Source organism: Rhodopirellula halodulae, from assembly GCF_020966775.1.
GTDB classification, from domain to species: domain Bacteria; phylum Planctomycetota; class Planctomycetia; order Pirellulales; family Pirellulaceae; genus Rhodopirellula; species Rhodopirellula halodulae.
The window spans coordinates 214729-238918 of the sequence record NZ_JAJKFV010000004.1 but is presented as its reverse complement, the minus strand read 5'-3'; the positions used below and the strand labels follow the sequence as shown (position 1 = coordinate 238918).

At 57.6% G+C, this 24190-nt stretch carries 19 protein-coding genes; 13 read left to right on the top strand and 6 right to left on the bottom strand.

From position 1 onward, the window contains the following. Positions 1-226: 226 nt before the first annotated feature. From LOC70_RS04785 to dgt, 3 genes are all read right to left on the bottom strand, one after another. Positions 227-556, bottom strand: a complete 330-nt coding sequence (locus tag LOC70_RS04785) for a co-chaperone GroES (protein WP_230252205.1) — start codon at positions 554-556, stop codon at positions 227-229. A 162-nt stretch (positions 557-718) separates the two neighbouring features. Further along, a complete protein-coding gene (locus LOC70_RS04780; protein ID WP_230252204.1) occupies positions 719-1726 on the bottom strand; it encodes a PIN/TRAM domain-containing protein in 1008 nt (335 codons plus the stop codon). 254 nt (positions 1727-1980) lie between these two features. Then, complete coding sequence (gene dgt / locus LOC70_RS04775) at positions 1981-3123, bottom strand: dGTP triphosphohydrolase (RefSeq protein WP_306796778.1); 1143 nt, start codon at positions 3121-3123, stop codon at positions 1981-1983. 782 nt (positions 3124-3905) lie between these two features. Between dgt and LOC70_RS04770 the strand changes: the two genes are divergently transcribed. The 4 genes from LOC70_RS04770 to LOC70_RS04755 are packed head-to-tail and all read left to right on the top strand — an operon-like array spanning position 3906 to position 8153. Next, on the top strand, positions 3906-4745 hold the full coding sequence (locus LOC70_RS04770) for a glycosyltransferase (RefSeq protein ID WP_230252202.1): 840 nt from the start codon (positions 3906-3908) through the stop codon (positions 4743-4745). A gap of 3 nt (positions 4746-4748) precedes the next feature. Beyond that, a complete protein-coding gene (locus LOC70_RS04765; RefSeq protein ID WP_230252200.1) occupies positions 4749-6158 on the top strand; it encodes an NAD(P)/FAD-dependent oxidoreductase in 1410 nt (469 codons plus the stop codon). Positions 6159-6204: 46 nt separating this feature from the next. Then, positions 6205-6840, top strand: a complete 636-nt coding sequence (locus LOC70_RS04760; protein WP_230252198.1) for a molybdenum cofactor guanylyltransferase — start codon at positions 6205-6207, stop codon at positions 6838-6840. A 41-nt stretch (positions 6841-6881) separates the two neighbouring features. Further along, a complete protein-coding gene (locus tag LOC70_RS04755; RefSeq protein WP_230252197.1) occupies positions 6882-8153 on the top strand; it encodes a molybdopterin molybdotransferase MoeA in 1272 nt (423 codons plus the stop codon). A gap of 181 nt (positions 8154-8334) precedes the next feature. Here LOC70_RS04755 and LOC70_RS04750 read toward each other — a convergent pair whose 3' ends face one another. Continuing rightward, positions 8335-9849: an ammonium transporter gene (locus LOC70_RS04750; protein ID WP_230252196.1), complete on the bottom strand. Its 1515-nt coding sequence runs from the start codon at positions 9847-9849 to the stop codon at positions 8335-8337. Positions 9850-10325: 476 nt separating this feature from the next. Here LOC70_RS04750 and LOC70_RS04745 point away from each other — a divergent pair, with 476 nt between their 5' ends. The 3 genes from LOC70_RS04745 (at position 10326) to LOC70_RS04735 (ending at position 14207) form a co-directional block, all read left to right on the top strand. Beyond that, positions 10326-11492 carry a PDZ domain-containing protein gene (locus LOC70_RS04745; RefSeq protein ID WP_230252195.1) on the top strand — a complete coding sequence of 389 codons (1167 nt, stop codon included), beginning with the start codon at positions 10326-10328 and terminating at the stop codon, positions 11490-11492. A gap of 165 nt (positions 11493-11657) precedes the next feature. After that, positions 11658-12779, top strand: coding sequence for an A/G-specific adenine glycosylase (locus tag LOC70_RS04740; RefSeq protein ID WP_390888995.1), 1122 nt, complete (start codon positions 11658-11660; stop codon positions 12777-12779). Positions 12780-12962: 183 nt separating this feature from the next. Then, positions 12963-14207 (top strand): cytochrome-c peroxidase, encoded by a 1245-nt coding sequence (locus tag LOC70_RS04735; protein ID WP_230252193.1) that lies wholly within the window; start codon positions 12963-12965, stop codon positions 14205-14207. 204 nt (positions 14208-14411) lie between these two features. Here LOC70_RS04735 and LOC70_RS04730 read toward each other — a convergent pair whose 3' ends face one another. Beyond that, a complete protein-coding gene (locus LOC70_RS04730; RefSeq protein ID WP_230252192.1) occupies positions 14412-15842 on the bottom strand; it encodes a malic enzyme-like NAD(P)-binding protein in 1431 nt (476 codons plus the stop codon). Positions 15843-17488: 1646 nt separating this feature from the next. Beyond that, a complete protein-coding gene (locus tag LOC70_RS04725; RefSeq protein WP_230252191.1) occupies positions 17489-18937 on the bottom strand; it encodes a magnesium chelatase in 1449 nt (482 codons plus the stop codon). A gap of 312 nt (positions 18938-19249) precedes the next feature. Between LOC70_RS04725 and rpmF the strand changes: the two genes are divergently transcribed. From rpmF to LOC70_RS04695, 6 genes are all read left to right on the top strand, one after another. Further along, positions 19250-19432, top strand: a complete 183-nt coding sequence (rpmF, locus tag LOC70_RS04720; protein ID WP_230252190.1) for a 50S ribosomal protein L32 — start codon at positions 19250-19252, stop codon at positions 19430-19432. Positions 19433-19468: 36 nt separating this feature from the next. After that, on the top strand, positions 19469-20398 hold the full coding sequence (gene fabD, locus LOC70_RS04715) for an ACP S-malonyltransferase (protein WP_230252189.1): 930 nt from the start codon (positions 19469-19471) through the stop codon (positions 20396-20398). Positions 20399-20523: 125 nt separating this feature from the next. Further along, positions 20524-21282 carry a 3-oxoacyl-[acyl-carrier-protein] reductase gene (gene fabG, locus LOC70_RS04710; protein WP_230252187.1) on the top strand — a complete coding sequence of 253 codons (759 nt, stop codon included), beginning with the start codon at positions 20524-20526 and terminating at the stop codon, positions 21280-21282. Positions 21283-21476: 194 nt separating this feature from the next. Next, positions 21477-21722: an acyl carrier protein gene (locus LOC70_RS04705; RefSeq protein WP_007324899.1), complete on the top strand. Its 246-nt coding sequence runs from the start codon at positions 21477-21479 to the stop codon at positions 21720-21722. A gap of 472 nt (positions 21723-22194) precedes the next feature. After that, positions 22195-23481: a beta-ketoacyl-ACP synthase II gene (gene fabF / locus LOC70_RS04700; RefSeq protein WP_230252185.1), complete on the top strand. Its 1287-nt coding sequence runs from the start codon at positions 22195-22197 to the stop codon at positions 23479-23481. Further along, positions 23468-24181, top strand: a complete 714-nt coding sequence (locus LOC70_RS04695; protein ID WP_230252184.1) for a response regulator transcription factor — start codon at positions 23468-23470, stop codon at positions 24179-24181. The genes fabF and LOC70_RS04695 overlap by 14 nt, the downstream gene beginning before the upstream one ends. Positions 24182-24190: the final 9 nt, after the last annotated feature.

Sequence of the window (24190 nt, the reverse complement as noted above, 5' to 3'; positions counted from 1 at the left end):
TCCGTCGTGCAGCCAGCCTGGCTGCATGCACCCAAGCGTCAAACATTGAAAACGCAGAGTCGCGAGGACGCAGGGACGCAGGGACGCAGGGGGGAAGTGGTTCATCGCGTCTTTGCGACCTGGCGTCTTTGCGTTAGTTCCGCTGGCGACTAGATGGGTGGGACACCGGGCGGCTTGCGCCGCGTCCGCTAAGTATTGAATAAGGCATTTCGCTCGCCAGCGAATCTCATTCTTCGGGGGCTTCGCGTCGGAACACAGCGACGATGTCATCGACGGGGACCACGAACAATTGGTTGTCGTGTTCCAGATCCACCGGGATCGCGTTCTTGGGGTGGAACAGGATCTTGTCGTACTGGCGCAGTGGCAATTCTTCATCGTTTTCCACCACGGCACTGATCGTCACGATGCGACCGGTGATCGTCGGGATCTCCGCGGCGTCGGGCAGTGCAATGCCCCCGCGAGTTTCTCGTTTGGGTTCGTCCTTCCGAACCAAGACTCGATCCCCGATCGGTTCGACATATTCAAACGCGTTGGCCGCAGCCTTCTTCTTTGCCATATCTGTTTTCTTTTGGAACGATGAATTGTGTTGGGAAGAGACGTCCGCAGACGCGAGTCTGAACCGAAGGATGCACGAACGTTTGCGCGACGATGCCGGTCTCAACGTTCGCGTCTCGCCGACGATTGTCAGCGACGCCAGCCAGGCGAGAACCTGGTTTGATTAGCGAGCATCCACTTTGGTGAAGATCATTTTGCCCGCGTTGGTTTGCAGTGTGCTGGTCACGCGAACGTCGATTTCTTGGCCGATTTTGTGGCGTCCGCCTTCGACCACGACCATCGTGCCATCGTCGAGGTACCCGATGCCTTGTTCGGGGCCTTCGCCGGGTTTGATGATTCGCAAACGGAACGACTCGTCAGGCAAGAACACCGGACGCAGCGCGTTGCTGATCTCATTCAAGTTGATCACGGGGACGCCCTGCACCTTGGCGACCTTGTTCAAGTTGTAGTCGCCGGTGACGACTTTGCCTTCCAAGTGTTTGGCGAGGAGCACCAGTTTCAAATCCACGGTCTGGCCGGCCAACTCAGGCAGTTCGCGATCGAAGATTTGCAAATCCACATTCTCGTCGGCACGCAAACGGTTCAGCACATCCAAACCACGGCGACCACGCGTGCGTCGCAATTTGTCGCTGCTGTCCGCGATGGCTTGCAATTCACTGAGTGCGAAACGTGGCATGATCAACTGATTGTCAAACACGCCCGTGGCGACCAAATCGGCAATGCGGCCATCGATGACAACGCTGGTGTCCAGTACCAAAGGCTTGAACCCTTTGACCTCGCGAACAAATTCCACGTAGGGAATCAAGAAACGAAAGTCATCTTTGGTCTGCAACAAGACGGATGTACAGACGTAACACAGCACCAAACCCACCACCAACTGGAACACACGCAGGTTACTGGTCAATTCAATCAGCGGTGCCGCAGCGATCGTCAGGATGAAGGTCAGCAAGACACCGATCAGCACACCGAAGTAAACCGACGTGATCGTGTCGATTCGTTTGCGAGGCACGTAGATGTCCAGCACCACAATCGCCACCGCCAAACCCATGATCGCGGCGAACGTCAGCCACGGAACGGCTTCCGACCCGCCGCTGGGCAGGGAAGTGTTGATGATTGCGGAAACGCCACCGGCGCACAGCAAGAATATGAATCGCAGGACAATCAGTGCCATGGAATGGGCGGCGTCTTGAGAACGCCACTTCTGCAAAATGGGGATTGAACGGGGAAACTTCCAGTGTAGATGCTACCGCTTGGACGCCCAGGGGGTTCGGCTGACAGGAAAAAGCACGACTCAACGTGGGAATCACGGGCTTTTTGCGTCATTTTTGCGCGTCGAACGCCGCCTTGTGATGCCTGGTCGCGGCATCTGGTTTCAGCAACCAATCGCGGAAACGTCACGTCACACCTTTGGCGGTTACCGGTGCATCACCAATCGGACAAAGGTCCGTTCTTCGATTTCTTCAATGTCATGAATTGCTGGTCGCAAAAGCGGTCGGTCATCCCGGCGAGGTATTCACCCACGACGCGCTGCCGCGGTTTGTGCTCCAACCTTCGTCGGAATCTCAGTGGCAATCGTTCTGGATTGCGACTCAGTGTTTCAAACAACGTTCGGACCCGATCTGCCGCTGCTTCGCGAACCGGCATCAAACGAGCGTGTCGATAAACGGCCTCGAAGAGAAACGCTTCCAGCTCCGCTCGTTCCGACGCCATGGTCTGCGAGTGCCCCACTCGAATTCCGGCTTGGCAGGCTGCGTCGGCGGACAAGCCTTCCGCGTTCTGCAACCGTTCGATCGAAACATGCAATAAATCACCCACTTGCAGATCAATCAGCTCGTGCACCAACAACTGTCGCAGCGGGCCGCCTGGTAGTTCACCTGCTTTGTCGCGAACGCGTTTCAGAGTGCGGCGGATGATTGCCAGTTCGGACAACGCGTCGATGGAGAGCAAACCCATCTGCAGCGCGTCATCGATGTCGTGTGCGTCGTAGGCGATGGAATCGGCGGCGTCGACAATTTGCACCTCCAGCAATGGTGCGTGCCCCACGGCGGCTTCTGCTTTGTGAGCCCGCGTGTCTTGTCCCGCCAACGTTTCGCGTGACAGGTTCAAGCCGGGAAACGCGTGGTAGCGTTGCTCCAATTCTTGAACGATCGTCAGTGCAAATTGGTTGTGCGAGAAACCTCCGACCGACTGCATGCATTCCGATAAAACGTCTTCACCACAATGACCAAACGGCGGATGCCCAATGTCGTGCATCAACGCTAAGGCTTCCGTCAGGTCTTCGTTCAGTCTCAGCACGCGGGCCAGCGTCCGCGCGACCGATGCCACTTCAAATGTGTGAGTCAATCGCGTGCGATGGTAGGTTCCCATCTCGCCCGTGAAGACTTGCATCTTTCCCGACAGCCGGCGGAAGGCACTGCTGTGAAGAATGCGGTCTCGGTCGCGGCCGTAGGGGCCTCGGTACGCATGGGGTTCTTCCGCGTGCAGACGCCCCGCCGTGTCCGAGCTGTGCATTGCGTACGACGCCAACAGCAAATGTTCGCGGTCGGCATAGCGTCGTAAATCGATCATCGGACCGGCTAAGGACATGGTGTCGTTCCATCCGTGCCGGTTGTGACCGGCGTGTCATTAATGTGTTCCAAACGAGATGCGAACTTCCGGCCGCATTTCGGGTTCCGTTGGACGTGAACCAGCGATGGTGGATCGTGACTCGGCGGTGTTCTGTCCGCTGCGCCCGCCCCATCCCAGCAACCAAGCATTCAAAGCTGCTGCGCGTTCGGAGCGGTGGGGGCTTCGAGGCAGCAAGCTCACAGGATCCGTCACAGCAAACCTCACGCCGCGAATTTGTCGCGGCCTTCACGTCGCAAAAGCCTAGGACACTTCTACGCGAGTGCAGTCGTCTCGATCTCGTCTCTCGCGACTTTAGGGTAGCTTTTTTGCGAAAACTCTCCCATAGCAACTGCGGTGATCCGCTCAGGCAAGCGTTCGGGAAGCCTTCCTGTACCGGCGACAATTGCAGCTGAGCAATTTTCAGCGTCCGAAATTGGCTTTGGCGAGCCAGGTCCGCACTTGGCACGCGACGCGATCGGCTCGCTCCTGAAGGGCTTTGCGGGGGTGAGGCCGCCCTTAGGTGCTCTCACGGAGGGCGATCGCAACAGATTGGTAATCGCCCCAAAGCCTGCCCTTGAGCGGTCCGAAAGAGGGGGCAGCATGCGCTCAATGAACCAGTTGCGATAGGTGGACTTCCGAATAGACTGCGCCCCGGCCTAATCGGTGCGGTCGGCACAATCGATTCTCGCGTTGTATTCCGAACCACTGAATCCCCGGCTCCCTCCTCCCGCTTGATTGACAGCATGATTGATCCCACTTTGGAACCCGAGTCCACCGACCCGAGTTCCTCCAGCACCACCGCGACCACGACCAACGCACCGATCACCAACCGTTTTCGTCCGGCCAAGGTGATCATGGCGTTGCCCGCTTACAACGAAGAACAATCGTTGCCCGAGTTGTTGGAACGAATTGGCGAAGCCTTCGCCGACAGCGGTTTGCCATACGAAGTGGTCATTGTCGACGACGGCAGCAAAGACGACACGGCCAAGATCGCGTCGCAGATGTCGTTTCAAATGCCGATTCATCTCGTTCGCCACGAAGTCAATCAGGGGCTCGGTGTGACGATTCGCGATGGATTGAAAGAAGCCGTCGATCGGGCTGGTGAGCGCGACATCATCATCACGATGGATGCCGACAACACGCACCCACCAGGATTGATCAACCGCATGGTGCAATCGGTCCACGAAGGATGTGACTGCGTGATCGCGTCACGATTCCAAAATGGATCTCGAGTTGTGGGAGTTCCGATCGAGCGACACTTCCTCAGCATCGGTGCTCGTGTTCTGTTCACCTGTCTGTTCCCGACTCGCGGTGTTCGTGATTACACCTCGGGATATCGTGCTTACCGTGCTTCGGCACTGCGAGATGCGTTCGACAAATATGGCGATGCCTTCGTTGGCGAAGCCGGTTTCTCCTGCATGGCTGACATTCTGCTGAAGCTTCGCAAACAAGGTTGCGTGTTTGGCGAAGCCCCTTTGCGTTTGCGTTACGACCAAAAGGGCGGCGACAGCAAAATGCAAGTCTTCAAGACCATTTGGTTGACGCTGAAGATGCTCGGTCGCCACCGCGTCCAAGGAGTCTGATCGATGTCGGTCGCAGTTCCCACTCAGCCGACGAACGAGTCCTCCACTACCCAGCCCACCTCCACTGCAGACGGTGCCCCCAGCTCACGTTGGTTGGTGATCGGCGGCGGCGTCATGGGTTTGCAGGTCGCTCGTGATCTGATCCAGCGAGGCCAAAACGTCACCATCGCCGAAGCCGCACCGACGTTTGGTGGTTTGACCAGTGCTTGGCAACTTGGCGATGTGGTTTGGGATCGCTTCTATCACGTGACGCTGTTGAGCGACACCAAGCTGCGAGACCTGCTGAAAGACTTGGACCTTGAAAGCCAAATGGATTGGGTGGAAACCAAGACCGGTTTCTACTCCGATGGCCAACTGCTTTCGATGAGCAACACGGCGGAATTTCTGAAGTTCCCACCGCTGAACCTGATCGAGAAACTACGGCTCGGCGGGACGATTTTTTACGCGTCGAAGATCAAGAATTGGCGACGACTGGAAAAGCTTTCAGTCGAAAAGTGGTTGCGACGTTGGTCCGGCAAGGGCGTCTTTGAAAAGATCTGGCAGCCGCTGCTGAAAGCCAAACTCGGTGAAGCCTACAAGCAGACTTCGGCGGCGTTCATTTGGGCCCATACCGCTCGCATGTACAAAGCCCGCCGAAGCGGCATGAAGACGGAGATGTTTGGCTACGTGCCCGGCGGCTACGCGACGATTCTGGAAAAATGGGTGCAGTGGTTGGAAGATCGCGGTGCGAAAACGTTGGTTTCGTCTCCCGCGAAAGAAGTCCGCAAGCTGGAAGATGGCACGTTCCGTGTCGACTTTGGCGACGGACGGGTGGAGACGTTTGACAATGTCGTCAGCACCATCGCTTCGCCCGTGATCGCGGATACGGTTCCGCAATTGTCCGACGAGGAAAAGAAACGTCATCGCGGCATTCGTTATCTCGGCGTGGTCTGTGCCTCGATGCTGATGAAGAAACCGATTAGCGAATACTACGTGACGAACATCACCGACACTTGGGTCCCGCTGACCGCGGTCATCGAGATGTCGACGATCGTTAATTCAGAATCGCAGTTGGGTGGCAATCATCTGGTTTACTTGCCCAAGTATTTGCCGGACGATCATGAAGGCTTGAACGAATCAGACGAGGATTACAAAGAGAAGTGTTTGTCGACGCTTGAAAAGATGTACGACCACTTTTCGCGTGACCAAGTCATCGACTTCAAGATTGCGCGAGCCAAGTATGTCGCCGCTTTGGCAACGATCGACTATTCGACTCGGTTGCCGAATGTTGTCAGCAGCGTTCCTGGATTCTACGCTTTGAACTCGGCTCACATCGTCAAAGGCAACTTAAACGTGAATGAGACCATCACGTTGGGCGAAGAAAAGTTCGTCGAAGAAGTCTGGCCTGATTACCAACGTCGCGTCGCCAAGTGAATCACCCGGCGGTGCGATTCCACCTCGATCGCAATGCCCGCTCATCATGGAAGACCGATTCGACCATGATCCGGTTCCAACTCGCCTGATCGGCGCGGTGTTGACGGGTGGATTGTCCAGTCGCATGGGGCAACCCAAAGCGTTGCTGCCGCATTCAACCGGCGGCAGCTTTCTGAGTCACGCGATCCAGCGGATGCGGCAGGTGACCGGAGAGAAGGTTCTGCTGAGTCTGCCGAAAGACGACGACCAGCTGCCTCTGAGTGACGGTCTGCTTTCGTCGTCATCGATCATTCGCATCCCCGATACGCTTCCCAATCAAGGTCCCGCGGTGGGAGTTTGGCGATGTCTGCTGCGCGCTCAAGTCAGTGGCCATGCCGCGTGCCTCTTCACTCCGGTGGACCTGCCGGAATTGACCGCGACGGACCTGCAAGAATTGGTGCAAGTCTGGCAAAATGATCCTGAACTAATCGTGGTCGCCAACGATGAAACCGAAGAACGCTTGCAACCCCTCGTGGCGATCTATCCGAGGCGTTGTTTGCCGGCAATCGAGGGTGTCGTGAAGTCGCATCACCGAAGTTTGTACCGACATTTGCAAACGCAATCGTTTCTTCGCGTGGATCTGCCGCGTGCCAGTCTTCGCAATGTCAATTCGCCCGACGACCTATCATCCGAGCCGAGCTGATCTCATCGGCAACGGCCCCGTCACCAAACTGCATTCGTCGCATGTCATCCAACTCCATGTTCGCTTTTCAGTCACCAGCAGAAGCCATCGATGCCTTGGCGGAGAGTTTGACCGCGACGGCGAAAGAAACCGTTCCGTTTTCAAGTGACGCGGCGGCGTTGCGACGAGTTCTTGGTCGAGTGCTCGCGACGCCCATCACCGCCGATCGAGACAGTCCCGCGGCGGATGTCTCCGCGATGGATGGCTACGCCATACGTGAATCCGACTTGGCGGAGACTGGCGAGGTCGCTGTGGTTGCGGAAAGTGTTCCGGGTGCCGCTCCACCGATACGGAACGAATCTGGCATCATTCGGATCTTCACTGGAGCCATCATTCCTGAAGGCTGCGATCGCGTGATCCAACGTGAACACACGGATGAATCACCGACCATCAGCAATGCGGCAACCGCCAATCTGGGCACCGTTCGCTGGCGTGACATCGCCCGCACCATTCCCGCCGGAGCCAACATTCGGCGACAAGGCGAGAACCTTTCGGAAGGCTCCGTCGCCGTGCCTTCTGGGTTGGAGCTGACTTCACCGCGATTGGCCGCATTGACGAATTTTGGCGTCCAGGAATGCTGCCTTCATCGTCCGGTGCGTGTTGGAATTCTCACGACGGGAGACGAACTGGAAGGTGCGGACACGCAAGACTTGCCGCCATGGAAGATCCGCAACAGCAACGCGTCTGCCTTGCTTGGTTTGCTGGCCAACCGCCCTTTCATTGACGTTGGCGAACCAAGTCACGCGGTGGATGAACCTGAAACGCTGAGGGCCGCTGTCGAACAAGCCATCTCGCGAAACGACGTCGTTCTGATGACCGGTGGCGTTTCCATGGGAGACTACGACTACGTTCCCAGAATCCTGCGTGAAGTCGGAGCCGAGATCGTTTTCCACAAATTGCCGTTGCGTCCCGGCAAACCGATTCTGGGTGCGGTTCATTCAGGCGACACCGCATCCACCTTGATCTTGGGACTGCCCGGCAATCCTGTCAGTGCGACGATGGGGGCTCGCCGGTTTGCCATGCCGCTGATCCAAAAGATGGCGGGCATTCAATATTGGCAAGAGCGCGCGAGTCATGTCACGTTGCGAGAGCTCGGCCCAAAAACACTTCCGCTGCACTGGATGCGCGGCGTCCGTCTGGTGGAGCCAGGCGTTGCGGAATTGGTGATTGGACAGGGCTCAGGTGATTTGGCGTCGCTCGCATTGACCGATGGCTTCATCGAGATGCCACCTCAGGCAAATCACGCCGGCCCGTGGCCTTTCTTTGCTTGGTAAGCCGCCGATTATTGCCGCGTGGTCCATGCTGCGTGGTCCCTCTAGCCACGTTTGGTTTGGCCACAGCTTCCGATCCGAATCATCCAAAGGAAAACGCCCGAGCACGTGAGCACTCGGGCGTTTCGCGTCTTTTTTAGATCAGCCAGCTGAGAGAATGCCCAGTTGGCCAGTCAAACAGCGATCAAGCGAATTGATAGCCTTCTTCGCCGTGGTCGGAGATATCCAAGCCACGTTGTTCGCTTTCGGCGGGAACTCGCAAGCCGATGACGACATCGATCAGCTTGAGCAAGATCAAGCTTCCCACGCCGGCAAACACATACGTCACCACCACCGCAGCGATTTGGCCGATGACCAAAGTCATGTCGCCTCCGGATTCGATCAAGCCGATTGGTTGACCGTTGCTGACGTCCCAGGTTGCCCGCGTTGTAAAGACACCGGTCAAAATTGCACCCAGCGTTCCGCCGACACCGTGGACGCCGAAGGCATCCAACGCATCGTCGTAACGCAGTTTGTGCTTCAAGGTTGAGCACGCCCAGTAGCAAACGGCTCCAGCCAAAGCACCCATGATCAGGGCTGGCATCGGCTGCACAAAACCTGCGGCGGGCGTGATGCAAACCAAACCGGCAACCGCACCACTGCTGGCACCCAGGACCGTTGGCTTTCCAAGCACCAACCATTCGAGCATCACCCAAGCGACGGCTCCTGCGGCGGCCGAAAAGTGAGTCACGGCAAAGGCACTGCTGGTCAAATCATCCGACGCCAATTCGCTGCCCGCGTTGAAGCCGAACCAACCAACCCACAACATGGCCGCACCAAGCGCGGTGTAGGTCAAGTTGTGTGGTTGCAAAGGTTCGCGGGGATAACCCATGCGAGGCCCGATCAACAAAGCCGCCACCAACGCGGAGATCCCGCTGCTGATGTGAACCACCGTGCCGCCGGCGAAATCGAGTGCACCACCCAAGATGGCCTCGTCACCCGCGAAATACGACAGCGGGCCTTCGTCCCAAACCCAGTGGGTCAGTGGGCAGTAGATCAAGGTGCCCCAGAGGATTGAGAACACGACCATCGCGCTGAACTTCATCCGCTCGGCGAACGCACCGCAGATCAGTGCCGGGGTAATGATGAAAAACATGCCTTGGAACAACATGTGAGTCATTCGCGTCATCGAACCTTCCATCGGCGTGACGGGCGCACCCGCTGCGTCGTCCCAATAACGCTGCACACCGTTCATGAACAGGTATTCGGTGTTGCCGAACCAGCCGCCGGAGCCACCAAACGCGAACGAATAACCATACAGTGCCCAGAGGACAGTCATCATGCCCATCAGGAAGATGCACTGCATCATCACGCTCAGCACGTTTTTGCGTCGGACCAATCCGCCGTAGAACATGGCCAAGCCGGGTGCGGTCATGAACAACACAAGAGCACAGCACACCAGCATCCAACCGTTGTGGCCGGCCAACTTCGCTTCGTCCACACCGGCCTGCAAGCTTTCCAAGGTCGGGGCTTCTGCGGCTTCAGCTTCCGGTTCTTCCGTTGCAGCAGGCTCCTCCGCCGCTTCCACCGACGAGGTTTCTTCCGTAGCGGTTTCCGCCACCTCGTCTTGTGCCATCAACTTGGACGAGGTTGGTCCCGCCATCGGGCCTCCCACAATCCAAGCGAGCAAGAAAACGACAACCAACACGCGTGACAACATTTAGTGATTCTCCAGTGACAAGTCGGATGGGGGAGGATGGGGCGATGAAAACACACCGGGCCTGCCAACTTTCCGTCTCGATCATTTCGAAGGACCACTCGGGTCAAAGGACCTTTCGGGCCAACACGTGGCTCTGCCCATCTCCACCAATCCACTCCACTATTCCACGCGGTGCACGGCGGATCGCCAGTGGAAGCGAACCGTGACCCGCGATGTTGCCTGGGGGTGAGAGGGGACTGTTGAACGAGCCTTCGAAACAACCGAAACAGCCGCCTGCTACGTCCTGACCCTCGCCGGCAAAACAAATTTCGCGACCCGAGAGAGGACATCCGTTGGACCGATCGACGCGTGCGTTCATCTCGATTTTCGGTAGAATACGTTGATGACCTCGTGCGGGACACCCTGCCGAGTGTGTCAACGGTAACATCGCCGCTTTTATCCTGCGAATTCCGGCTCTCTCCACGACCCACTGGCCCATGCATCCCGCCTGCTCGATTCGCCAAAGCACCCGAATTACCGGCTTGATTTGTCTGTCGCTCGTCGCTTCGGTCGCCGTGGCTCAGCCACCGGAAGAAATTGCCGCTCAAATTGAAAGCTTGTCCAGCGATTCTTACCTGCGACGCGAAAACGCCACGGAATGGTTGCTCAATGCGGGCCCGGCTGCGATCGATCCACTGGTCGAAGTCCTGGAGCGAGGCGATCTCGAGACGACTCAGCGAGCGATTCGAATCCTGCACGCCATCGCGGTGAACAGCCCGATCATCGAAGGCGAACGGGGCCAGCCGAAATTGGCAACGCGTGATCCCAACACGCCCGATCCATGGGAAACATTGCTGCAACTTTCCACGATGGGAGGCAGCCGTGGCGAACGAGCGACCATGGCCGTCGAGGAAATCACGCAAGTCCGCCGAGTTCAAACGGTTCAAACGCTTTCGCTGCAAGGTGCTTTGATCGGCATCCAGGAATTTGTCTACGGAGCCCGCAAAGAACTGGCCAGCGTGGTCGAAATCAGCGACGCATTTCAAGGCGACGACTCTCTGCTGCAGTTGCTGCGTTGGGTCGACAAGATCGAGTACGCCCGCGTCGAAGGATCTGCGATTCGCCCGGACGTCCTTCGTGGCGTTGTGCAGATGCCTGACCTGAAAACACTGTCCTTGCTGTACGGCGAGCTGGACGAAGAAACGCTGAAGGTCATCGGCGATTTGTCATCGATCGATCATTTGGAGTTTCGCTACGTGACGCTGAACGACGAGATGCTGGACTCGGTTGCCAAATTGCCGATTCGCATCTCGCTGACGTTGAACGGAACCGATGTCACCAAAGATCGTGTGGAAGCTCTCCGCCAAACGCTTCCCGGTTTGAAGATTGAATATAAATTCGGTGGCTTCCTAGGCGTGCGTTGCAACGACACGCTCAATGAATGCATCATTCAAAGCGTGGTCGATGGCAGCGGTGCCCAGGCAGCCGGTTTGCGGACCGGCGATGTGATCATCAGTGCCGATGGCAATACGATCAAACGATTCGCGGACTTGCAGGCCGTGATCAACACGCACACCCCGGGGGAGTCGCTGGAAATCGGTTACCGCCGCAATCGGGTGGAGTTCCAAACGAAAGCCAAACTCGGCAAGATGACGGAGCCGTAGGCGGTCGATGGATCAGCGAGAAGTGATGCGGGACATCGCGTCAGCTCTCGGGATCGTACTCGTCGCCTTTTAACCGTTTGTCTCACCAACGCCCAAGCAGCCATCGCCACCGAAGCTCCCTCGATCGACTCCGGCAATTGGAACGAATCCTCCTGGCGTTCGCGGGTGCGCCAGAAGCTATTGAAGTGGTTTGCAGCCAACGCGCGAGACCTTCCCTGGCGTCGAGACCACTCGGCCTATCGGGTTTGGGTCAGCGAAATCATGTGCCAGCAAACACAGGTGGCAACGGTCCTGCCTTACTTCGAACGTTTCCTCGAAGCGTATCCGACCATCGCGAATTTGGCCGCTGCGGACGAAGCTGAGCTGATGCGAATGTGGGAGGGGCTTGGGTACTATCGGCGAGCTCGATCGTTGCACGCGGCGGCCCAAAAGATCGTTACCGAGCATGACGGCAACTTTCCAACTTCGTTTGACGATGTCTTGGCCTTGCCTGGAATCGGACGCTACACCGCCGGAGCAATCCTGTCGATTTCGCGAAACGAAGCGTTCCCGATTTTGGAGGGGAATACGCAGCGCGTCTTCAGCCGTTGGATCGGATTGAATGTGCCACCCACCGAGCGTGAGTCGCAAGCGAGATTGTGGGAGTTTTCGGAGTTGATGCTGCCTCGACGTAGCGCGGATGATCGGACTCGCGGACCCGCGGGATTCAACCAGGCCGCGATGGAGTTGGGGGCGTTGGTGTGTTCTCCGCGAAATCCGAAGTGCGATGAGTGTCCCGTCGCCAGCCTTTGCCACGCGAACCTCTTTGGCCTGCAAGATGAGATTCCCGGCAAGATCAGCAAGGTCCAATACGAATCACGCACAGAGATTGCCGCGGTCTTTCGTGTTGACGACAAGGTCCTCGTTCGAACGTTGCCCGAAGGCGTTCGTTTTGCGGGCATGGTCGATTTCCCACGAGAAGGCCCGCCGGTGGCTTCTGATCTGGCTGGCATGGAATCTTGGTTGGCGGTTCAGTTGGGCGTGGAGGTCCAGTTGGGCATGAAGCTAAAAACCATCAAGCACGCGGTCACTCGCTACCGCATGACGTTGCAGGTGCATGCGGCGCATTTGAGCGTGGGGCAAATGGACGCAGGCGAAGCAGCGGCCTCGACCGTTGCGTCATCGATTGCGTTGCCGGAAGGTTGGCAGTGGGCAACGCTGGATGAACTTGACGCGATGCCGATGAGCGTTACAGGCCGGAAAATCGTTGGGTTGTTGAAGGACGCCCAACCATCACTGTTTGGATAGCTTGGAATTCGTTTCGAGCGATCACCGAAATTTCCGCTTTCGATGCTGGCGTCAAGCGGCTGAGGACGCCCCCTTTCATTTCGTTGCGGGTCGACGAGATGCTAAAATACGTGTTGAGAATGCTCGGCCACCCAGCATTCGTGACGCTCCTCCGTCTACCCCCTCCCTCCATTGCAATCCATCATGACCATGCATCGAATCCGAAAGTGCTTGGCAGCGGGTCTGTTCGTTGCCGGCTCCGCCGTCATTTCATCCAGCTTCGCTCAAGCAGAAACCGTCAACTTGGGTGATCCGACCCTGACCGCTGGCATTCCTGGCGATGGCGATCTGACCATGGAGCAGGTCCAGCGTTTTCTGGCCGACGAGAAGAACCACGCGGAGTTGGACGTGGTGCTCCCCAAGGGCCTCGACGCCGCATCGGGGAACATTTATATCCCCGAAGACAACCCCATGACGCGTGCCAAGATCGAGTTGGGGCGTCAGCTCTACTTTGACCCGCGACTGTCGGCTGATGGGACCATTTCTTGTGCGACCTGCCACCATCCGGAAACGGGTTGGGGGGCTCCGACACAGTTTGGCGAAGGCATCCAGGGTCAAACGGGCAATCGAAACTCACCCGTCTCGTTCAACCGAATCCTCAGCAAGCATCAATTCCATGATGGTCGTGCTGCGTCCTTGGAAGAGCAAGCGGTTGGCCCCATCGCGAACCCGATCGAGATGGGCAACACCCACGAAGTTTGCGTGAAGATGTTGGCCGAAAATCCGATCTACACCGCTCAGTTCGAGAAGATCTTCGAAGACGGAGTGAACATCGACAATGTCGGCAAAGCGATCGCGACCTTTGAGCGAACCGTCGTCACGGGGCCCGCTCCTTACGACTACTACGCCCCGCTGTCCGCGTTCGAGAAAACCTTTGCGGATGATTTGGAATACCTCGATGAGGAACCGGCTCTGGCCAAACAATACGCGGAGCTGAAAGAGGCCGCTGCGAAGAACCCGATGACCGAATCTTCCATTCGTGGAATGGAGCTGACGTTCGGCAAGGCAAACTGCACGGCGTGTCATGCGGGAGCCAACTTCACCGACGAACAGTTCCACAACATCGGCGTTGGCATGGATTCAGAAAAGCCTGACCTGGGGCGTTTCGAAGTCACCCAAAACGAAAAAGACAAAGGTGCGTTCAAGACACCCACCATGCGGAACGCTGCCGATACTGGCCCTTACATGCACGATGGCAGCCAAGAAACCTTGGAAGAAGTCATCGAGTGGTACAACAAAGGCGGGCATCCCAACCCGTACTTGAGCGACAAGATGAAGCCGTTGAACTTGAACGAGCAAGAAAAGGCCGACTTGGTCGAGTTCATGCGACAAGGTCTGCAGAGCGATTTCCCTGTTGTCGAAACTGGCCGCTTGCCAGCCGACAGCTAAGCCGCCCTCAAACTGTAGCTCGGTGGTCCCCCACCGAGAATCACGGCGGAGGACCGCCGTGCCACAGAACTTAGAATCACGGCGGGGGACCGCCGTGCCACAGTTCTTCTCACCTCGCGTTGTTCGAAGGCATCGGCCTGGCTGCTATGTGATTTGGCAGCCAGTTGTTCAGTTGGCGTTACTTCGCAGCGTGACTCATCGCGATCACATGATCTCGTCGGCGGGTTTATTTCGCCGACGTGCGACGCCAGTTTCCACTGCGGCTTTCGAAACCGCCTGAGCCACGACCTTGGAGACACGCCGGTCAAACACGCTGGGGATAACATAGTCATCCAGCAGGTCGGACTCAGGGATCGTGGCGGCAATGGCTTCTGCGGCCGCCAGTTTCATTTCGTTGTTGATCGTGGTCGCTCGGACGTCCAGCACACCTCGGAACAAACCGGGGAAGCAAAGCACGTTGTTGATCTGGTTAGGGAAATCGCTTCGTCCCGTCGCCATGATTCGCACGTGAGGTGCCGCCTTAGAAGGCAGGATTTCGGGATCCGGGTTGGCCAAAGCAAACACGATTGGATCCGATGCCATCGCGGCGACGTCTTCGGTTTGCAACACGTTGGGTGCCGAAACGCCAACGAAGACGTCTGCTCCGCGGACAACGTCGCTGAGCTTGCCCGCCAAGCCATTCGGATTGGTGTTGTCCGCAATCCATTGTTTGGACGCATCGGGCTGGCTCGGTTCTCCCGCGTGAATCGCACCTTCGCGATCGCAGACGACGATGTCTTTGGCTCCGGAAATGAGCAGTAGTTTGACGATGGCTGTCCCCGCGGCACCGGCTCCGTTGACCACGATGCGAACGTTCGAAAGTTGCTTGCCGACTCGCAGCAAGCTGTTCTTCAGTCCGGCCAGAACCACGATGGCGGTTCCGTGTTGGTCGTCGTGAAAAACGGGGATCTCAAGTTCTTTGTCCAGCCGTTCTTCAATCTCGATGCAGCGTGGGGCGGAGATGTCTTCCAAGTTGACACCGCCGAAGGTGGGTGCCAACTGGCGAACGGTTTCGATGATGGCTTCGGTGTCTTGGGTGTCCAAGCAGATTGGAAACGCGTCCACGTTGGCGAATTCTTTGAACAGCATCGCCTTGCCTTCCATCACCGGCATGGCGGCTCGTGGGCCAATGTTGCCCAGTCCTAACACTGCGGACCCGTCGCTGATCACCGCGACGGTGTTTTGACGGATCGTCAACGCGAACGACGAATCGGGGTCCTCCGCGATGGCGTTGCAAACTCGGGCGACGCCGGGGGTGTAAGCCATCGACAAGTCGTCACGTGTCTTGATCGGCATCTTCGGCAGCACTTCAATTTTGCCGCCAAGGTGCATCAGAAAAACACGGTCGGAGGTGTGCACGACCTCGACTTCTTCCACCGTTCGCAGGTGCTCGACGATGCGTTTGCCGTGATCGACATCGCGAGCGTTGACGGTGAAGTCACGCGAAATTTTGCCGCCGCGAATGTTGACGATGTCGACCGCGCCGATGGCTCCGTCCGCTTCGCCAATCGCCGTCGTGATCTTGCCCATCGCGCCGGGCGAGTCGGTGTAACGCAAACGGATGGTGATGGCGTACGACGGGCTGTGCTGGTTCATCTTGGCGGATCACCCTCAGGTCAGAGGCTTGGGTGTCGGTGGTCAGTGAGGCTGGCGGAGGCGACTCCGCCAGCGCAACTTGTACCACGTCCCCGTGTTCGCGTCATTGCGGGAGAAGTCTGTGGAGCGATCCGCGACACTCTTGGCGGACGCGGCGCGAGCCGCCTGGTGTCACACCAAACAAATCGCCATGTGTTTCAACGCAGAGACGCTAGGACGCGGAGACGCAATGAAACGGATTGCTCTGCGGCCCCGCGCCTTGGCGGCTTTGCGTTTTCGATTGCTTGGCGTTTGGTTGAATGCAGCCAGGCTGGCTGCACAACGGGAGCGGGCTTGTGCTCGACAACCGGACCTAACGGTCTGCGGCTTGGAAGTCTGCTACGAGGCAACGTCTTCACCGAGCGTTGAATCCAAACGCGGGACCGCGGAGCGATCCGCGACATTCTTATCCGCGGAATTCTTAGCGGCCGCGGCGCGAGCTGCCCTGTGTCACACCAGACAAATCGCCATGTGTTTCAACGCAAAGACGCTAGGACGCTGAGGCGCAATGAATCGGATTGCTCTGCTTCCCTGCGTCTTGGCGACTTTGCGTTTTCGATTGTTTTGCGTTTGGTTGAATGCAGCCAGGCTGGCTGCACTACGGGAGCGGGCTTGTGCTCGACAACCGGACCTAACGGTCTGCGGCTTGGAAGTCTGCTACGACGTAACGTCTTCACCGAGCGCTGAATCCAAACGCGGGACCGGCGGAGCGATCCGCGACATTCTTATCCGCGGAATTCTTAGCGGCCGCGGCGCGAGCCGCCCGGTGTCGCACCAATCAAATCGCCATGTGTTTCAACGCAGAGACGCTAGGACGCGGAGACGCAATGAAACGGCTTGCTCTGCTTCCCTGCGTCTTGGCGGCTTTGCGTTTTCAATTGCTTGGGGTTTGGTTGAATGCAGGCAGGCTGGTGTTTGAATGCAGCCAGGCTGGCTGCACAACGGGAGCGGGCTTGTGCTCGACAACCGGACCTAACGGTCTGCGGCTTGGAAGTCTGCTACGACGGAACGTCTTGACCGAGCGTTGAATCCAAACGCGGGACCGCGGAGCGATCCGCGACATTCTTATCCGCGGAATTCTTAGCGGCCGCGGCGCGAGCCGCCCGGTGTCGCACCAATCAAATCGCCATGTGTTTCAACGCAGAGACGCTAGGACGCGGAGACGCAATGAAACGGATTGCTCTGCGGCCCCGCGCCTTGGCGGCTTTGCGTTTTCGATTGTTTTGCGTTTGGTTGAATGCAGCCAGGCTGGCTGTACAACGGGAGCGGGCTGGTGCTCGACAACCGGACCTAACGGTCTGCGGCTTGGAAGTCTGCTGCGAGGCAACGTCTTCACCGAGCGTTGAATCCAAACGCGGGACCGCGGAGCGATCCGCGACATTCTTATCCGCGGAATTCTTAGCGGCCGCGACGCGAGCCGCCCGGTGTCACACCAAACAAATCGCCATGTGTTTCAACGCAAAGACGCTAGGTCGCTGAGGCGCAATGAATCGGATTGCTCTGCTTCCCTGCGTCTTGGCGACTTTGCGTTTTCAATCGCTCGCCGCTCGTGTGGGTGCAGCCAGGCTGGCTGCACTACGGTTAACGCAACTGGCCAAACTTGCGGCCTACATCTCGTAGTGGATTTTGCCGTGGCGTTGGGAGCGGCTGATTTTGTCCATGCTGTAAAGCCCTGCCAGAACGAACTCGACGCAGGAGGCTCGCATGGCTTCGTTCTCACTCGCGTTGACCTCGAACGCTTTGTCCCACGCTGGCGGCACGTGTTGCAAACGTTCCGCGTACTGGCTGCTGGGCAGCATCGTCCCGACCTCCACTCGCACGCCGCCTCGGAAGATCTCAGCGATCTCCGCCAACCCGTGCTCTTCCACGTACTCGGCGAACACCGTTTGGATCGCCTCGGCCACCACCGAGTCAATCACCTGTTTCTCCGTCATCTGGTGCGTGCCCATCAAATCCAGCTCCAGCTTGCCAAGCGAGCTGGCGTACAGATGTCCCAAATCGCTGATTCGCGGGACGGCGGGGTTCTCGCCGTGGACGATGCCGCGTTGGCGTGCCGACGCGACGATCGTGCGAAAGTTCGCGAGCGAGAAACGTGCCGAGACACCGGAGGCTTGATCGATGTACTTGCTCTTGCGAGCTTGGTTCGTGATCTCTTCGATGATTTGGTACATGAACAGCGGTACGTGCACCGGATGCGATCCGCCCAGGTCTTCGCCGACCTCTTGCTGCAGGATTTCGATCCCCTGCATCCGTTCCTTTGGGTAGTGCGTTTGGACGATGGTGCCAATCCGGTCCTTCAACTGCGGAATCACTTTGCCTGATCGGTTGTAAGTCGATGGGTTGGCCGAGAACAGAATCATCACGTCCAAATCGAATCGAATGGGATAGCCGCGAATCTGGACGTCGCGTTCTTCCAGGATGTTGAACAATCCGACTTGGACCAAATCATCCAACTCGGGCAATTCGTTCATCGCGAAAATGCCTCGGTGCATTCGTGGGATCAGGCCGAACGACAAGGCTTCTTCGGCACTCATGCTGACGCCGCCCGTCAGTTTTGCGGGATCGATCTCGCCGATGATGTCCGCGAATTTGGTTCCGGGGGACAATCGTTCCGCGTAACGCTCGCTGCGATGCCACCAAGCGATTTGGATGTCCTCTGGCGAGTGCTGCTCCACCAATCGCTTGCCCAATGTCGTGATTGGATTCATCGGGTCTTCGTGAACCGGCAGATCCGGATGATCGATGTAGGGCACCCACGGATCCAGGAACCGGACCAGTTGCCGCATGATTCGGCTTTTTGCTTGCCCTTTTTCACCCAGAAACAGCATGTCGTGGCCGGCCAGCAAGGCCAAGCTGATCTCCGGGATCACCGTGTCCTCGTAACCCACGATGCCGGGGAACAGTTCCTCACGCTGGGCCAGCATCCCTGTGAAGTTGTCTCGGATCTCTTGTTTGACCGTTTTCGAAGTCCAGCCGCTCTCGATCAGCTCCTGCAAATTGCGTGCGGAGGGGACTTCTTCCTTGGTGGTCGTGGGACTTGGCACGGGGCTGGTCACGATAGGGCTCTCTGAGGGAGAATCGACAATCGCCAGGGCGACCGACGAAGGGTGGCTGCGTTGAACTGTTCTGGATTTATCGTATGCGACCGGCGAGGGTGTTGGTTCAGATTGGCCGGCGGAAACCGTCCGTCTTTCCGAATTGCTGCAATCGGACGCTGAGATCGCGATTTGCTCGTAAAAGCCCCCGGAAACCACGGTTTTTGCCCCCAGGACGCGTTGACGGATCGCACGTCCGGTGCTTATCTTTCGCGGTTTGAAATTCGTCCACCCCACCCATTTGAAGATCGCCCGTTCGCGGGCTTGTCTGCCATGGCCGTCCCAAAACGCAAGCACTCCAACAGCCGTACCGGCAAACGCCGCAGCCACGATCACCTGAAAAAGCGTCAGGTGACCTACTGCCCTCAGTGCAGCACCGCCGTGCCTACTCACGTTGTGTGCCCAAAATGTGGTTACTACCAAGGTCGCACCGTCGTCGAAACGACCGAACAGTAATCCCTGCACCACTGATTGAACTGAGTACGACCTGCCGTGAGTCTCGACGCAGCCAAACCAGCGATCCTGTTTCCCGGCCAAGGTGCTCAGACGCCCGGCATGGGAACGTGGTTGTGCGCTGAATATTCCCTTGCCAACGATCTGTTCGAAGAAGCCAACGACGTTTTGGGTTACGACCTGAAACAGCTTTGTGCCGAAGGCCCGGCCGAGAAACTGAACGAAACGGTTCACAGCCAGCCCGCATTGTTCGTGGTGGGGGTCGCTGCTGCTCGCGTTCACGATGAGCTGAATCCTGAATTGGCGAAGAAAATTGTCGCCGCCGCCGGGCTCAGCCTGGGTGAGTACACCGCGGTCTGCTACGCCGGTGGAGTATCTTTCGCTGACGGTTTGAAGCTGGTTCAGCGTCGCGGCGAAGCCATGCAGGCTTGTGCCGACGCGATTGAATCCGGCATGGTCAGCGTGCTCGGCTTGGATCTTGAAAAATTGACATCGGTTTGCGAAGAGGCTCGCCAGGGAGAGGAAATTCTCCAGCCAGCCAACCTTCTGTGCCCAGGCAACATCGCCGTGTCAGGACATCGATCCGCCCTCGAACGGCTCGAACCCGTGGCGTCCGCGGCTGGTGCAATGAAGGTCGTGCCGCTGAGTGTTGCCGGAGCTTTTCACACGCCCATCATGAACGGCGCAGTGGAACAGCTCACGCAGGCTCTAGCTGAAGTGGAGCTGTCGGACACGCGAATTCCCGTTTACAGCAACGTGGATGCGGCACCGCACACCTCCGCCGACGAAATCCGCCAATTGCTGGCTCGCCAAGTCGTCAATCCAGTTCGCTGGGACGATTCCGTCAACGCCATGTTGGGTGACGGCATCGACGGATTTCTGGAAGCCGGGACCGGCCGGGTTCTGCGAGGCACCATCAAACGCATCGCTCGCAAAACGCCCACCGACGGTTTCGGTGACCAACCCTGAACAGGCTTGGCCCACGGCGCCTGTCGCCACCGTTTCAATGATGTTCTCGCTCAGCGTGTTTTAGCCCGCGCGAACTTGCTGACTGAGTTTCGAAGAACCCCCCCCTACCCCACAGAAACGCTCTCATGGATCTCTCCCTGTCGGTTGATTTGAAAGATCAAGTCGCCATTGTCACCGGTGCCAGCCAAGGCCTCGGACGTGCTGTCGCCGTCGCACTGGGACAAAACGGAGCCCATGTGGTTTGCATGGCACGCAACGCGGAAAAGTTGGCTGCCACCGTCTCGGAAATCGAAGCTGCCGGCGGAACGGGCGAAGCCTTGCCTTGCGACGTCACCGATCGCAAAGCCGCTGCGGAAGCCATCGAGAGCACCGCCAAGAAACACGGTCGCCTGGACATCCTGGTCAACAACGCCGGGATCACTCGCGACAAATTGATGCGTGGCATGTCCGACGAGGAATGGGATTCCGTGATCGCCACCAATCTGACCAGTTGCTTCGTGTGCTGCCGTGCCGCCGCCGGATTGATGCGTCGTAAGAAATACGGCCGCATCATCAACATGGCCAGCATCTCCGGGGTCATCGGCAATCCAGGACAAGCCAACTACTCGGCCAGCAAAGCGGGCATGATCGGAATGACGCGGACGATGAGCAAGGAACTCGTCTCCCGCGGCGTCACCGTGAACGCGATTGCCCCCGGTTTCATCGCCAGCGAAATGACGGCGGAATTGGGCGACGTGGTGCTGGAAGAAGTCACCAAACGCATTCCTGCCAAACGAGTCGGCCAACCCGAAGACGTCGCTGCCGCGGTGTTGTTCTTGGCCAGTCGCGATGCCAGCTACATTTCTGGGCAAACCATCGTGGTCGACGGCGGAATGGTCGGCTGAGCCAGACCGGCCCAGCTAGAACAAACGACCCAGCGAGAATTGAAACGTCGATTCCAACGGCATATTGACGCGTTTTAGCTGTGTCCCCTATGTTCTGCCCGAGCGGCTATGGAGTGCCGCAACGGTTGTGCCCTCCCCCACAGAATTGCACTTTCCTTTTTCAAACCAACTGACATTTAATCGGAGTTACGCCCATGGCGTCTATCGAAGAACGCGTGGTCGACATTGTTTCTGAACAGCTCGGCGTTGACAAAGACAAAATCACTCGCGAAACCTCGTTCGTCAACGATCTCGGTGCCGACTCGCTCGATACCGTCGAATTGGTGATGGAACTCGAAGAAGAGTTCGACATCAGCATTCCCGACGACTCCGCTGAAAAGATCCAAAAGGTCGGCGAAGCCATCGATTTCATCGAGAAAGAAAAAGGCGAAGACGCCTGATCTCGGCGTCAACGCTTCACCGCGAGCCGGCTGACTCGGTCGCTCGCGGAAAGGCGTGATCCATCGGTTCGACGGAACCCATTCGGATCGCTTAGCCCAATTGGACCATTTGGCGGTGCATTTGATTCTGAACCGCCAATGGTCCTTTCATCATGCATGTGGTCCGGCATGGTCCGCCCGCATGAATCCCTTGTCTGTCTGCCCGGACCATTCCGATGGATCGCCGCGAGATCGTTCATCGACTCGCTCGTTTCGATTCACCCGATCGTTCGGCACCTTCGATCGCGGCGTCGCCCCGGCAACCTTTCGCCAATCGCAATCATCCGCAACTCGGACTGCATCGCCGCCAAATCAACTTGTCGTTTCAATGCAGTGACAGGGTGAAGGCGGCTTTTTTTGTTATGTTGCATGAACGCCGGTCGAGAACTCCGCTCCCCATAACCCTCTCACGATTGAATTCGTCACCACGCTCATGACGGACGCCTCTCCTTCGATCCTATCGCATTCATCCGCTCGACGTGTCGTGATCACCGGTATCGGGACGGTCACGCCGTTGGGATGCACCGTGGATTCCCTGTGGTCCAGTTTGCTCGCCGGCAAATCAGGCATTCATGAACTGTCGATCATGGATACCTCCAAATACAAAGTCCACTTTGGAGGCGACATTCCCGATTTCGATGTGTCTGAATTCGTGGAGCCCAAAGAAGCCAAGCGATTGGACCGATTCACCCAATTCGCGGTTCATGCGGGGGCACAAGCGGTCAACGATTCGGGCATCGATTGGGAGAAGACCGACCGAACCCGTTGCGGCGTGATTCTTGGGTCCGGCATCGGTGGTCTGAATGAGATCGAAGACCAAATCGAACGCATGCTGAACAAAGGGCCAGACCGCGTCAGCCCGTTCACCGTCCCGAAGATGATGGTCAACGCCGCGGGGGGAAATATCTCGATCCGCTACGGACTGAAAGGCCCGAACTACGCGGTGGCCACGGCCTGTGCCAGTGCAACCAATGCGATGGGCGACGCACTGCGCAGCATCCGTGGTGGCGAAACCGATGTGGTGATCACCGGCGGGACCGAAGCCGCGATTACGCGTATGGGATTGGCGGCTTTCCAGAATATGAAAGCTCTCTCCACCCGCAACGATGAGCCTCATCGTGCGAGCCGCCCGTTTGATGCGGATCGAGATGGCTTTGTTTTGGCTGAAGGGGCTGGATTGTTGGTCTTTGAAGAACTCGAACACGCACAGGCTCGCGGCGCAAAGATCTACGCCGAAGTCTTGGGCTACGGAACGACCAGCGACGCCGGACACATCACCGCTCCTGATCCAGAGGGTTTGGGAGCCAGTGCTGCGATGCGGGCAGCGATTGCCGACAGCGGCCGCGCGGCCACTGAAATCGATTACATTAATGCTCACGGAACCAGTACACCGCTCGGTGACAAAGCCGAATCTCGTGCGATCGCGAATGTTTTGGGGGACCACGCCCGCAACATCGCTATCAGCAGCACCAAGAGCGCCTTGGGGCACTCCTTGGGAGCCAGCGGCGGGATTGAGGCGGTGATCCTGTGCAAGACGATTCAAAACAACGTCATTGCTCCGACTATTAATCTCGACACACCTGATCCGAATTGCGACCTCGACTATGTTCCGAATGAACCTCGGGAAAGCGAAGTCAACGTTGCGATGAGCAACAGTTTTGGATTCGGTGGTCACAACGCGTGCGTTATCTTTGGACGATTCAATCATGACGGCTCTTGATAATCCGAATTCCGGACTGTTCGACCCCAACACCGCTCCTCAAGAAGACGCCGGTCCCGAACCAGTGGTCTACTTGGTCGATGACCAGCAAGCCGAACTGGATCTGCTCCAGCGTTGGTGCTTGCAAGAAGGGCTGAAGACCGAAACCTTCAACCAAGCCGAAGACCTGCTAAAAGTCCTTCACGCGGACTCGCACGGTTGCGTTGTGGCCGACTTGCGGATGCCTCGCTTGAGCGGCTTGGAACTACAAGCCGAAATGTCGCGACGTGAATTGACGATCCCAGTGATCTTGGTGACCGGTCACGGCGATGCGGAAAACTGTCGCGCGGCATTCCAACAAGGCGTGTTCGACTTCATCGAAAAAGGATTCCGCCACGAGGAAATCCTGCACGCAATCAACAGTGCGATTCGCAAACATCGCCGCGATCGCTTCCGTTACCAAGTCCGCAAAGAGGCGTTGGACCTGCTCCGCAAGATCTCGCCTCGTGAAACGGAAGTCATGTTGCTGTTGGCCGGTGGATCACCGCTGAAAGGCATTGCACAAGAACTCAGCATCAGCGTGCAAACCGCGTCCAAGCACCGTGGCAGCATCTTCACCAAGCTCGGCATCGACAATGAAGTCGACTTGTACAAAATGCTGTTGGCTGCGGAAGTCAACTTGGACGTGGGACCGGCCGCTCTGATCCCGCCAGCTCCCTGAGCCACATTC